General features: G+C 53.0%; 10 protein-coding genes. 8 read left to right on the top strand and 2 right to left on the bottom strand.

The features are described from left to right. Window positions 1-97: 97 nt before the first annotated feature. The gene (locus ACPXV9_RS09890) at window positions 98-2,320 is read right to left on the bottom strand and encodes a primosomal protein N' (protein ID WP_423896381.1); all 2,223 of its coding nucleotides are present in this window, start codon (window positions 2,318-2,320) and stop codon (window positions 98-100) included. Window positions 2,321-2,532: 212 nt separating this feature from the next. Here ACPXV9_RS09890 and rpmE point away from each other — a divergent pair, with 212 nt between their 5' ends. From rpmE to ACPXV9_RS09905, 3 genes are all read left to right on the top strand, one after another. Continuing rightward, window positions 2,533-2,748: a 50S ribosomal protein L31 gene (rpmE, locus tag ACPXV9_RS09895; RefSeq protein WP_423896383.1), complete on the top strand. Its 216-nt coding sequence runs from the start codon at window positions 2,533-2,535 to the stop codon at window positions 2,746-2,748. 22 nt (window positions 2,749-2,770) lie between these two features. Further along, window positions 2,771-3,589, top strand: coding sequence for a thermonuclease family protein (locus ACPXV9_RS09900; RefSeq protein WP_423896385.1), 819 nt, complete (start codon window positions 2,771-2,773; stop codon window positions 3,587-3,589). 165 nt (window positions 3,590-3,754) lie between these two features. Then, window positions 3,755-5,017: a malic enzyme-like NAD(P)-binding protein gene (locus tag ACPXV9_RS09905; RefSeq protein WP_423896387.1), complete on the top strand. Its 1,263-nt coding sequence runs from the start codon at window positions 3,755-3,757 to the stop codon at window positions 5,015-5,017. A 106-nt stretch (window positions 5,018-5,123) separates the two neighbouring features. On the opposite strand, the gene ACPXV9_RS09910 is transcribed toward ACPXV9_RS09905, so the two are convergent. Next, window positions 5,124-7,649, bottom strand: a complete 2,526-nt coding sequence (locus ACPXV9_RS09910) for a penicillin-binding protein 1A (RefSeq protein ID WP_423896390.1) — start codon at window positions 7,647-7,649, stop codon at window positions 5,124-5,126. A gap of 154 nt (window positions 7,650-7,803) precedes the next feature. On the opposite strand from ACPXV9_RS09910, the gene ACPXV9_RS09915 reads away from it, so the two are divergent. The 5 genes from ACPXV9_RS09915 to pilQ are packed head-to-tail and all read left to right on the top strand — an operon-like array spanning window position 7,804 to window position 12,772. Beyond that, a complete protein-coding gene (locus ACPXV9_RS09915) occupies window positions 7,804-8,871 on the top strand; it encodes a pilus assembly protein PilM (protein WP_423896392.1) in 1,068 nt (355 codons plus the stop codon). Then, window positions 8,871-9,440 (top strand): PilN domain-containing protein, encoded by a 570-nt coding sequence (locus ACPXV9_RS09920; protein WP_423896395.1) that lies wholly within the window; start codon window positions 8,871-8,873, stop codon window positions 9,438-9,440. The genes ACPXV9_RS09915 and ACPXV9_RS09920 overlap by 1 nt, the downstream gene beginning before the upstream one ends. Continuing rightward, window positions 9,440-10,066, top strand: coding sequence for a type 4a pilus biogenesis protein PilO (locus tag ACPXV9_RS09925; protein ID WP_423896398.1), 627 nt, complete (start codon window positions 9,440-9,442; stop codon window positions 10,064-10,066). The genes ACPXV9_RS09920 and ACPXV9_RS09925 overlap by 1 nt, the downstream gene beginning before the upstream one ends. Beyond that, the gene (locus ACPXV9_RS09930) at window positions 10,063-10,602 is read left to right on the top strand and encodes a pilus assembly protein PilP (RefSeq protein ID WP_423896401.1); all 540 of its coding nucleotides are present in this window, start codon (window positions 10,063-10,065) and stop codon (window positions 10,600-10,602) included. Before ACPXV9_RS09925 ends, ACPXV9_RS09930 begins: the two co-directional genes overlap by 4 nt. A 4-nt stretch (window positions 10,603-10,606) precedes the next feature. Further along, a complete protein-coding gene (gene pilQ / locus ACPXV9_RS09935) occupies window positions 10,607-12,772 on the top strand; it encodes a type IV pilus secretin PilQ (protein ID WP_423896404.1) in 2,166 nt (721 codons plus the stop codon).

The raw sequence follows: 12,772 nt of genomic DNA on the forward strand, positions 1-12,772 counted from the left end.
GCGTAGGTGCTGAGTCCGATGGTCTTCAATTGCAAGTCGGGGATTGTACGCGACCTGTTGACCCCTGTTAACTCCAATTCGGTGGCGCCGAGTTTCGTCAACTCAATTCCTGCGGATCGATGTCCAGCGACCAGCGCACTCGGCGGGCCAGAGTTTGATGCTCCAGGTGTTCCAGCAATTGAGTGCATAGGTAGTGACGGGTTTTGCGGTCATCGCAACTCAGTTGCAGCTGGAAGCGATAGCGGTCGTTGCGCTTTTCCATGGGGGCTGGCAGGGGGCCAAGCAGGGTGACGGCAGGGGTTTGGCCGGCCAGAGGTTCGAGGAATTGGCGGGCGCTCAACAGCAGTTGATGAGCATTGTCGGCGCGCTTGGATTCGCTTCGCAGCAGGGCCATGGCCCGGTATGGCGGCAACTTGGCCAGCTGCCTTTCGCGCTGGATCTCTCGGGAAAAGTGGTCATAACCCTGTCGCAATAACAGGTTGAGCAGTGGGTGATCACTGAGGTGGGTTTGAATCAGTACCTTGCCAGGTTTTTCGGCCCTGCCGGCGCGCCCGGAAACCTGAAGCAGCAATTGCCCGAAACGTTCTATGCCTCGAAAGTCGGTGCTGAACAGCCCTGAATCGGCATCGAGGATCGCCACCAGAGTGACATCGGGAAAGTGATGCCCCTTGGCCAGCATCTGGGTGCCTACCAGAATACAGGGGTTGCCGGTTTGAATGTCCTGCAGAATCTCACTCATGCCATTTTTACGCCGGGTTGAGTCTCGATCGACGCGAATCACGGGAGTGTCGGGAAACAATTGTTGCAGGGTCTGCTCGGTGCGCTCGGTGCCCTGGCCGACGTAGTGAAGTTCGTGACTGTTGCATTCAGGGCATTGTCGGGCGACAGGGCGCTGATAGTCGCAATGATGGCAATGCAGATGGGGAGGTTGTTGGTGAACGGTCAAGCGGGTTTCGCAGCGGGGACACTGTGCCTGCCAGCCGCAGTGGTGACAGAGCATGACCGGTGAATAACCGCGCCGGTTGAGGAATACCAGAGCCTGCTCGCCAGCGTCGGTTGTGTTTTGCAGTTGCTGGATCAGCTGCTGTGAAAAGCCGTTATGCAGAGCCTGGCCACGCAGGTCAATAATCTGGGTTTCCGGTGCGCTAGCCTCACCGGCTCGCTGGGTCAGGCGAGCCAGTTGATAACGCCCCTGTCGAGCGTTGTGCAGCGATTCCAGTGCGGGGGTGGCGCTGCCCAGAAGTAATGGGATCTGTGCGCGCTGGGCTCTGACGGTGGCCAGATCCCGGGCATGGTAGCGAAAGCCATCCTGTTGTTTGAAGGATGGGTCGTGCTCCTCATCGATCATGATCACGCCCAGCCGTGGCATGGGGGTGAAAACAGCCGAGCGGGTGCCAATGACAATGTCGGCGATGCCTTTAGCTGCCATCAGCCAGGCTTGTTTGCGCTCCGTGTCGTTGAGGTTGGAGTGCATCACCGCAATAGTGCGGTTAAAGCGGTTTTGGAAACGCTGTATGGTTTGCGGTGTCAGGCCAATTTCGGGAATCAGTATCAGGGCCTGTTTGCCTTCGGTGAGAATTTTTTCCAGTACCTGCAGGTAGACTTCGGTCTTGCCACTGCCGGTGGCGCCAAAAATCAGGTGTGCGTTAAAGCCGGTGCAGGCGATGGCATCCGTGGTGGCTTGCTGTTCCGGGTTCAGAGTCAGCGGTTGTTGGGCCAGCAGTGGACGGTCGTGATCCTGACTTGGGTGGCGCAGCTGATGGCTGATCAGCGACTTTTCCAGCAGGGGTTTGAGTTTCCCGGGCGGGATGGCCAGTTGGCGCAGCTCCGTGTCACTCCAGTGCTGTAGTGTTTGCAGTTGACCGAGTAACTGAGCCTGCTTTGGGGCGCGTTTGAGATGGGTTTCCGCGGGCTGTTGCCCGGTTTTGGTCAGTTGCCAGTGGTTGCTGGCTTGCAGGTTTGCGCTCTCGCCCTGACGCAGAGCTGCTGGCAGGGCGGCGCTGATGACTTCACCCAGTGGGTGCAGGTAATAATTGGCAGCCCAGTGATAGAAGTCGAGACTGTTCTTGTCCAGCAGTGGTGAGTCGTCGAGGATCTGCAGTGCCGGTTTGACCTTCTCAGCAGGGTATTGGCTATTGTTGCTGACCGATACGATGATGCCGGTCAGTGTTTGACGTCCGAATTCTACCGCGACCCTGCGCCCGGGAAGCTGCTGTGAAAAGCTTGCCGCAGTGGCAATGTCATCGCAGGGTAATCGATAATCAAAGGTGCGTCGCAGCGGCGTTGGCAGAGCGACTTGAATAAATTCGGGCGCGGACATGGTTGTCGAGGGTTGGGTTCCTGGCTGTAATGGCTGCAAATCAGTTGAAAAGTGCGCAATTACTTGCGTTGGGGGAAGTTTCTGGTAGTATGCCCCGTCTTAATTTTGGGACACGGCCGTTGGTGGTGTTCTGGAGCGCTAGATTAACCGGTGTGCGGTGCCCGACACAAGATCGGGTGGCGGTACACAATACAAACTGAAGGCGACTTAAAATGAAAGCTGATATCCACCCTAATTACGGCACCATGACTGCTACTTGCAGCTGTGGCAACGTTATCGAAACTGGCTCTACCATGGCCAAGGCTATTCACCTGGACGTATGTTCTGCGTGCCACCCTTTCTACACTGGTAAGCAGAAGCAAGCCACCACCGGTGGTCGTGTTGATCGCTTCAAGAAGCGTTTCGGCAGCCGTATCGGCGGCAAATAAGCCGTTGCTGAGCAAACGCTTTTTGCAAAAAGCGCTGCGGAGTTTTCTCCTCGGCGCTTTTTTTTCGCCTGTGGTTTGTGCAGACCATGCTCTGGATTGGCAAAAGCTGGAGCATGGCTGTCGATGGCTCGGGCCGCTCGGGGACTTACCCGTTGTTCGGGTTGCCCATGTCTACGACGGCGATACGGTGCGCTTAGCGGACGGTCGTCGTCTGCGCCTGCTGGGTATCAATACCCCTGAATTGGCGCGCGATGGTCGTCCAGCTCAGTTGTTTGCGGCTGAAACCAAAGAGTTGGTGGTGGATAGCTTGGCTCATGGACAATGGCGGTTGTTGTCGGGACATCGTGATCAGGATCGTCATGGTCGGCAGCTGGGTTATTTGCTGGATCATCGGGGCATTAGTCTGGGTTCTGTGCTGGTGGATCGAGGGGCTGCTATGTGGGTGGCGAAAGCGCCGGATGTTGGTCATGTGGCGTGTATGAAGTCTCTTGAGCGGGGCGCTCAGATGCGTCAGGCAGGGTTGTGGGCAGGCGAGGCCTGGCGATCAACACGGGCTCGAGACGTGTCTTCAGAGGCACTCGGGTTTCAGTTGCTGCATGGCAAGATAACCCGAGTGGATGCGGGCCGCTCCGGACGTCACAGTTATGTTGAGCTGGATGATCATCTGGTGTTGCGGTTGTCGCCAGATATTGCGGCAGATACTGATCGCTGGCTTGGGCGCGAGCTCAGGGTCAGGGGTTGGTTGGTGCAACGGCAGCTGAGCCCGGGTCAGCGTCAAAAAGGCTTTAAAGCATTTCTGATGACTGTTTCCAGCCGCCAGGCCATTGATCTGGCACCCTGAACTGACCCGATTGGGTTGATGGTGGCGCAATTCTGGGCGTCTTGGTCAAACAGTGCTTGAGAGGTGGGCTTTGGTTCGGTATCCTTCAGCCCCATTTTTTCCGTACCCGGGTTAGGGCTTTTCTGTATTGACCCGCCCGAACCAAAAAGTTAGGTAGTACTTACCATGTCTGAAGAATTCAAGAAAGCTGCTCTTGATTACCATGCGTTTCCCAAGCCGGGAAAGCTGGGCGTCGAGCTGACCACCGCTGCTGAGACCCAGGAAGATTTGTCCCTGGCCTACAGTCCGGGTGTGGCAGAGCCGGTCCGGGAAATTGCCCGTGACGCCGAAAATGCTTTCAAGTACACCGCCAAAGGCAATATGGTGGCGGTCATCACGGACGGTAGTGCTATTTTGGGCTTGGGTAATCTGGGGCCTCTGGCCAGTAAGCCGGTGATGGAAGGTAAGAGCCTGCTGTTTAAGCGCTTTGCTGGTATCGATTCAGTGGATGTGGAAGTGGACGCGGAAAATCCTGCGGCTTTTATTGATACTGTGGAACGCATTGCTGACACTTGGGGTGGCATCAATCTGGAAGACATTAAGGCGCCAGAGTGCTTTGAGATTGAAAATGCATTGATTGAGCGCTGTCAGGTGCCGATCTTTCATGATGACCAGCATGGTACTGCCATTGTTACCGTAGCGGGAATGCTCAATGCGCTGGAAATCCAGGGTAAGGTCATCGAAGACGCCCGTATCGTGTGTCTGGGTGCCGGAGCGGCGGCGCATGCTTGCTGTACTTTGTTGATCGGTGCCGGGGTCAAGCGTGAAAATATCACCATGCTGGACAGTAAAGGGGTGATCTATGCCGGGCGCGATCATTTGACACCTCACAAAGAAGAGTTTGCCAACGCCACCGATGCGCGTACCTTGAGCGATGCCATCGATGGTGCGGATGCGTTCCTTGGTTTGTCCGGCCCCAATCTGTTGAGTGCCGAGCAGTTGCAAACTATGGCTGCCAAACCGGTTGTTTTTGCCTGCTCCAATCCGGACCCGGAAATCAATCCTGTGCTGGCAAATGCCACCCGCGATGATCTGATTATGGCGACAGGCCGCTCGGATTATCCCAATCAAGTGAATAACGTTCTGTGTTTCCCGTTTTTGTTCCGCGGCACTCTTGATGTTCGCGCCACCGCGATCAATCAGGAAATGAAGCTGGCTGCTGTGAACGCCATTAAGGATCTCGCCAAGGAAGAGGCGCCGGCCGAGGTGATTGAAGGGTACGGCGGTGTGGAGTTGTCTTTTGGTCGTGAATATATTTTGCCCAAGCCCACTGATCCGCGCTTGCTCGGTGCTGTTGCGGCGGCGGTGGCTCAGGCAGCGGTGGATACCGGTGTAGCGAAGCTGCCTTATCCGGCGCATTACCCTTTGGTTTCTGTGGCTGACATCTGAACCAAGCCAAAACAAAAAATACCCGCCAAGTGCGGGTATTTTTTTATCCCCATGGACGGGGTGTATGCCGAAAATTTGTAGGGAACAAATTCGGCGGTCTTGATATTTAAAACAGGTCTTCCGGCAGGGCTTCATCAGCCGGTTGGTTGTCGATTTCTATTCGCTGTTGCGTAAACTCCGGCACATTTTCCAGGCGGAATGTTTCGAAAATGGCATCGGGGGTGTTGGGGTGGGCCCGCTTGCCGGTGGCGGGATCAATGCGGACGCTGATCAGTCCTTCCGGGAGTTCGCGGGTTGCTTCCGGCTTTCCAGCGAGGGCTTCGCGCATATATTCAATCCAGATGGGCAGTGCCGAGGTGCCACCGTATTCGCGGCGTCCGAGGTTGTAGTTTTCATCAAAGCCGAGCCAGGTGGTGGTTACCATGTGAGAGCTGTAGCCTGAGAACCAGGCATCCTTGGGGCCGTTGGTGGTGCCGGTCTTTCCGGCAAGATCATTGCGTCCCAGCTGCTTGGCCTTACGCCCTGTGCCTTTCTTGATGACGTCGCGCAGCATGTCATCGATGAGATAGGCAACCTGTGGGGCAATGACTCGTGGCGCGATGCGGGGCTGGTCTGGCTCGGAAGGCTGTTGCTCATCGCTGTTGAATTCTGCGGCCAGAGCGGCTTCAAGATCCGACAGACTCGGGTCGCTCTCCTCCGCTGCTATTGCGGTTTCCTCTTCACATTCTTTGCATACTAGTAAGGGGTTGGCCTGATAAATGATGCTGTCATCGTTAGTTACTATGCGCTCTACCAGATAGGGTTCAATCTGATAGCCACCGTTGGCGAATACGGTGTAAGCGCTGGCAACTTTCAGTGGCGTCATGGCGTGGCTGCCAAGCGCCAGGGAGAGGTCTTTGGGCAGTTGCGAGGCGTCAAAGCCAAACCGGTCCATGCCGGCAATGGTTGGCTGAATGCCGGTGCTGCGCAGCACCCGAATGGATACCAGATTGCGTGATTTGAACAGAGCCTGACGCAGGCGGGTGGGACCAAAGAATTTTCCGCTGGCATTTTCCGGGCGCCAGGTGCCTTCCAGAGAGGCATCATTAAACACAATGGGTGCATCGTTGATGATGGTGGCTGGGGTGAAGCCGTGCTCCAGAGCTGCGGTGTAAATGAAAGGCTTGAAGTTCGAGCCCGGTTGACGTTCGGCCTGAGTGGCCCGGTTAAAGTGGCTCTGTTGAAAGTCAAAGCCGCCAACCAGTGATTTTATCTGGCCGTTATTGGGGTTGATTGCCACCAGAGCGGCCTGAGCTGCTGGGATCTGGGACAGTTGCCAACGTCCGTCTTCGTTTGTATCGAGGCGGATCAGGTCTCCGCGGGCGACCACATCGGTTATGGTCTTGGGTGCGGACCCGCGCGTGTTCTCATCAATATAGGGGCGTGCACTGTTGAAGCCGTCTTCCCATTGCAGTTCCACAATGGTTGCGTCGGCCATCAGTACGCTGGCGGTTTTTTCAGTTGTTGTCAGCACGACGGCTGGTGTGAGAGTGCCGAGAGTGGGGGTGCGCTGCAGTGTCTTCAGCCAATCTGGTGGGAAGGCCGCAGGCAATGACGTCTCATTGATTGTCTGAGTTTCAGGGGCGGGCGATTCAATCGCAGGTGGCTCAGGCAGTTGGGCTTCGGGGCCGCGATAACCGTGACGCTGGTCGTAGGTCAGCAGGCCATTGATGACTGCAGTCTGGGCAGTTTGCTGAAGCTTGGCATCGATGCTGGTGAAGACTTTATAGCCATCGGTGTAGGCTGCTTCTCCGAGCAACTGAATGGCTTTCTGGCGGGCCATTTCGGCTATGTAGGGAGCGTTAAAATCAAACTTGGTGCCATGAAAGCTGGCAGTGACTGGGGCTTTTACTGCGTCGTTGTGCTGGCTGGCGTCAATCATCCCCAGTGACAGCATGCGCCCCAAAATCCAGTTGCGGCGAATCAGTGCGCGCTCGGGATTCACAATCGGGTTGAAGGTGGACGGGGCTTTGGGCAAGCCGGCAATCATGGCCAGCTGGGCCAAGTCGAGTTCGCGGATGTCTTTACCGTAGTAGACCTTGGCAGCGGACTGAATGCCGTAGGCGCGATTGCCGAGGTAGATCTTGTTTATGTAGAGCTCGAGGATTTCCTCCTTGCTGAGCTCGGATTCAATTTGCAGCGCCAGCAGGATTTCATTGAATTTTCGGGTAAATGTCTGCTTGCGGCTCAGGAAAAAATTGCGCGCCACCTGCATGGTGATGGTGCTGCCGCCTGTCTGTATCTGGCCGGAGGTGACAAGCTGTGAGGCGGCTCTGAGCAGTCCGGCAATGTCAACGCCGCTGTGTTGATAGAAACCGTCGTCTTCCGCAGCCAGCAGGGCGTTAATAAAGTCTTCGGGTGCACTCTCAAAATCAATGGGTCGGCGTCTTTTTTCGCCAAATTCACCAATAAGGTAGCCCTCACTGGAAAATACGCGCAAAGGGGTCTGTAATTTAGTTTGCCGCAATGATTCCACAGGCGGGAGCTTGGGGCTGAGATACAGGTAGATGCTGGCCATGGCCGCTATGCCGCCAAAAATGGCGGTGAGGGTGAGCCAGGCCAGGATTCGGATAATTGGGGTTTTCAAGGTCATTTTTTCTTTTGAATTAATGGCTTACGAGCCACAGGCTAAAACTGGTTCACAGTATAAGGTTTTTTTTTGTGTTTACATACGGGCTGCAAGTTGCAGGTTTTAGTTAAAGTGCTATAACATGAAGTGCACCTAAGTTACGGAAATAGAAAAAGAAATGGGAATTTTGGGGTTCTTGGAGCGTAAATCCAAGCCGATGCTGGGACTTGATATCAGTTCCACTTCGGTCAAATTGCTCGAGCTCAGCCGACAGGGAGACCGCTATCGCGTTGAAAGTTGTGCGGTAAAAGCCTTACCCCCGAATGCTGTTGTCGAAAAAAATATCAATGAAGCGGACGCTGTGGGTGAAGCCATTGCGGGTGCTTATCAATTATCCAAATCCAAGGTAAAAGACGCAGCGGTGGCTGTGGCGGGTTCTGCGGTGATTACCAAGGTCATCGAAATGCCTTCGGGCTTGAGTGACGATGCCCTCGAGACCCAGATTTCTCTGGAGGCGGATCAATACATTCCTTACCCGCTGGAAGAAGTGGCGATTGACTTCGAGGTTCAGGGGGAGTCCGAAAATAACCCTGAACAGGTCGATGTTCTGTTAGCAGCCTGCCGTCGAGAAAACGTTGATTTGCGTGTGGGTGCTTTGGAGCAGGGTGGCCTGACGCCAAAAGTCGTCGATGTTGAAGCCTATACCATGGAGCGGGCCTTCAGTCTGATTGCTGAGCAGTTTGAAGATCAGCAGGATCAGGTGGTTGCGGTTGTTGATATCGGTGCAACCATGACCACGTTGAGCGTGTTGGTGGGCGGTAAAACTGTCTATATGCGTGAGCAGTTGTTCGGTGGCAAGCAGTTGACTGAGGAAATCCAGCGTCGCTACGGTTTATCCATGGAAGAGGCGGGGCTGGCCAAGAAGCAGGGTGGTCTCCCCGATGACTATGAGGCTGAGGTGCTTGAGCCCTTTAAGGATGTGGTGGTGCAGCAAGTGACTCGGTCGCTGCAATTCTTCTTTTCTTCCAGTCAATATAATGACGTAGATCATATTGTGCTGGCTGGAGGTGTGGCCTCACTGGAGGGCCTCTGCGAATTGATTGAATCTCGATTGGGGACTCAGGCTACGGTAGCCAATCCCTTTTCCAATATGTCTGTCTCCTCTCGGGTGAATGCTACTGCTTTGGCTAATGATGCGCCGTCCCTGATGATTGCTACTGGCCTGGCCATGAGGAGTTTTGACTGATGGCTAAGATTAACCTCCTTCCATGGCGCGATGAATATCGCAAAGAGAAACAGCAGGAATTTATAACGGTTCTGGTTGGTGTGGGCATTATTGCTGCACTGGCTGCTTACCTTTGGATTAATACCATCAATGGCCAAATTGCCGATCAGCAGGCGCGCAACCAGTTGCTCGAGAAGGAAATAGCCTTGCTCGATAAGAAAGTTGCCGAAATCAAAGAGCTGAAAGAGAGGCGGCGACAGTTGATTGAGCGGATGAAAGTTATTCAGGGGCTGCAGGGTGAGCGACCGGTAATTGTTCGTTATTTCGATGAACTGGTGCGTTCTATGCCAGAAGGCGTCTATCTGACTGACTTGGTCAGAGAGGGTGGCAGCATCAAAATGAGCGGTGTAACCGAGTCCAATGTTCGTGTGTCTGCACTGATGCGTAATGTTGATGCGTCAGAATGGTTTGCTTCTCCTAATTTGAGTTCGGTCAAGGCTGCGCCTGAGCTTGGTGAGCAGGCCAGTCAGTTCGAGTTGACGATCGTGCCCAGTAAGCCAAAGGACATGATTGATGAGGAGGATGAGTAATGGCCTTGCAAGATGTAATTGACCAGCTCAACGACTTCGACATCAATGATATCGATTGGTCCCGGATGGGTGTGTGGCCTGTTGCAGCAAAAATTGCTGTGAGTGTTGCTCTTGCTGCGGCAATTATTGCCGCAGGGTATTTTTTCTTTGTGAAAGATCTTACTGCGAAACTCGATCGCATTGTCAAAGAAGAGCGAACCTTGAAAGAATCGTTCCGGGGGCGTGCGTTTCAGGCGGCTAACCTCGATGCTTATCGAGAGCAGATGAAAGAAATGGAGAAATCCTTTGGTGCTCTGGTGGCTCAGTTACCCAGTGATACAGAGGTGCCAGGCTTGCTAGAGGATATTGATGAGAAGGGGTCGGAAAGTGGCCTGATCATCAAGAGTATTGATTTGCGCCCCGAGGTGACCGCAGAGTTTTATATCGAGTTGCCCATCTCGATTAATGTTACTGGTACTTATCACGATATGGGGTCCTTCGTGAGCGGGGTGGCAGGTATGCCTCGAATTGTGACTCTGCACGATTACGACATTAAAGCCTCTGAAGAAAGTGACGGGTTGTTGGATATGACAATTCTGGCAAAAACCTATCGCTATAAAAGTCAGGAAGAAGAGGGAGATGAATGATGCATAGTTGTAATCTAAAGCTTCTGGCGCTCCTGCTTCTGGGTTCATTGCTTGCTGGTTGTGGTGGCGGTGGCAAACATCAGGATTTGGTGGACTATATCGAAGAAACCAAACGCCGTCCGGTTGGCCAGATCAAGCCATTACCCCCTTTTGTGCCCTATAAGAGTTTTTCATACGGGGCCATGACATTACGTAGCCCGTTTGATCAGCCTGTCTATGAACAGCAGGAATTGATTTTTCAGACGGGTGAAAATGTAGAGCCAGATTTAAATCGTGAGCGTGAATATTTGGAAGAGTTCAATCTGGCGAGTCTTGCCATGGTCGGCACTCTGGAACGCTCGGGTATTTTGTGGGCTCTGATTGATGATGGTGAAGGCGGTATCCACCGGGTTAAAGAGGGCAATTTTATGGGTCGCAACCACGGCCGTATTGTGTCCACCTCGAAAATCAGTGTTGATCTAATTGAAATTGTCTCTGATGGCAAAAACGGCTGGGTGGAAAGGCCCAAGTCCATGCAAATTGTAGAAAAGGAATAGCACCATGTTGAGTCTGCAACCTCTAAAAACGCTGAAAACCAGCGCAGTCATAGCGGCGGGCTTTTTGTTCTCCGTTGTCAGTGGCGGCCTGCATGCGAGTGTGCTTCAAGATATCGGTTTTGCCGAATTGCCCGGTGATCGTTTTGAAATACGTCTGGACTTTGATTCTCTGCCCGCTGAGCCGGCTGGATATACCATTGAGCAGCCCGCGCGCATCGTTTTGGATTTTCCAGCAGTTGATAACGCGCTGCCCGAAAAGAAATACCCTCTGTCGTTCGAGAATGCCCGGTCGGCGGTGATTCTGAGTTCTGGTGGCCGGACCCGTCTGGTCCTGAATTTGCTGGAGCTTGATCCTTATGTAATGCGTACTGATGGCAATAGTTTGGTCGTAGAAGTTGGTTCGTCGGTTGTTGGTGCTGCTGCAGTGACGGCTAGTGCGCCTTCAGTGCAGTCAGCATCATCTGGTGCTTCGGTGGCTGGTGCTGCGGCTATTGATAATGTCGATTTTCGTCGTGGTGAAGAAGGTGAGGGTAAAATACTTATCGGTTTGACCAATCCGACCGTGGATGTTGATGTCGAAAAGCGCGGCGATAATGTTGTGGTTTCCTTTGATGGCGTTGAATTGCCTGAGAAACTGCGTCGCAATCTTGATGTAGTGGATTTTGCTACGCCTGTGAATATGATTCGCGCCGATCAGGATGGCTCCAAAGCGGTCTTTGAAATCAAGTCATACGGTGACTACGACTACCTCGCCTATCAGGCTGATAATCAGTATGTGGTCAGTATTAAGCCAATGACCGAAGAGGAGGTTCAACAGCGTAAATCTAAGTTCTCCTATGTGGGTGAAAAGCTGTCATTGAATTTTCAAAATATTGAAGTCCGTTCAGTGTTGCAGTTGATTGCTGACTTTACCGAGCTGAATCTGGTGGCCAGTGATACGGTGACCGGTAGTATTACTTTGCGTTTGGATAATGTTCCCTGGGATCAGGCTCTGGAACTGGTATTGAAAACCAAAGGACTGGATAAGCGTCAGGTGGGTAATGTTTTGATGGTGGCCCCGGCTGCTGAAATTGCTGAGCGTGAGCGACAAGAAATTGAAACCAAAAAGCAGCTTGAAGAGTTGGCGCCGCTGCAAACCGAATATATTCGGGTGCGATATGCCAATGCCCGAGAGTTGTTTGATCTGTTTAGTGTTGATGAGGACGAAGAAGACGAAGACGGCAATGCTACTCAGAGTATTCTGTCCGAGCGCGGCAGCGCCATTGTTGATGAACGTACCAACTCAATTATCCTGACAGATACCGCGGAAAAGATTATGGAGTTTCGCAATCTGGTTGAGCAAATTGATATCCCAATTCGTCAGGTGATGATTGAAGCGCGTATCGTGATTGCGACCACTGACTTTAAGAAAGAGTTGGGTGTTCGTGTGTCTGGCGATTACTACACTGAAACCCGCGGTGGCAAGCAGGAAGTGTCTGGTTCTTTTGCGGGTATCGTCAATGGTACTGATGGTGCTGATGGCCCTGAAGTACTGTTCCGCGATGGCGATGGTGACGGAATCAGTGATGATGAACGCGATATTGATGCGTCCAATCTGGTGGATCTAGGGGTTGAGGATGCTTTTGGTTCTATTGCCTGGAATATCATCACAGATAACGTGTTGTTGGGTATTGAGCTAAGTGCGCTGCAAGAAAATGGCCTAGGTGAAATTGTCTCTCAGCCTAAGGTGATTACGGGTGACAAGCAGGAAGCGCACATTCAGTCTGGTACCGAGATCCCTTATGAAGAAGCTTCCGCCAGTGGCGCTACTACTACAGCTTTTAAAGAGGCGGTTTTGGAGTTGCGTGTAACCCCTCAGATTACACCTGATGATCACATCATTATGGATGTGTCCATCAACAAAGATACTGTAAGCGCCATTATGGTGGGTAATATTCCTGCGATTGATGTGACCGAACTGGATACTCAGGTTCTGGTGGGTGATGGTCAAACTGTCGTGCTTGGCGGTATTTTTGAGACCGAGATTATCGAGGGCGAGCAGAAGGTGCCTTTCCTAGGTGATTTGCCCTATGTCGGCCGCCTGTTCCGCAAGGATATTCGCGACGAAGAAAAGAGTGAGTTACTGATCTTTATTACGCCCAAGATTCTTAGTGACGGTTTGATTAAATAA

This window comes from Candidatus Pelagadaptatus aseana (genome assembly GCF_040362265.1).
In the GTDB taxonomy this organism is placed as follows: domain Bacteria; phylum Pseudomonadota; class Gammaproteobacteria; order Pseudomonadales; family Cellvibrionaceae; genus Pelagadaptatus; species Pelagadaptatus aseana.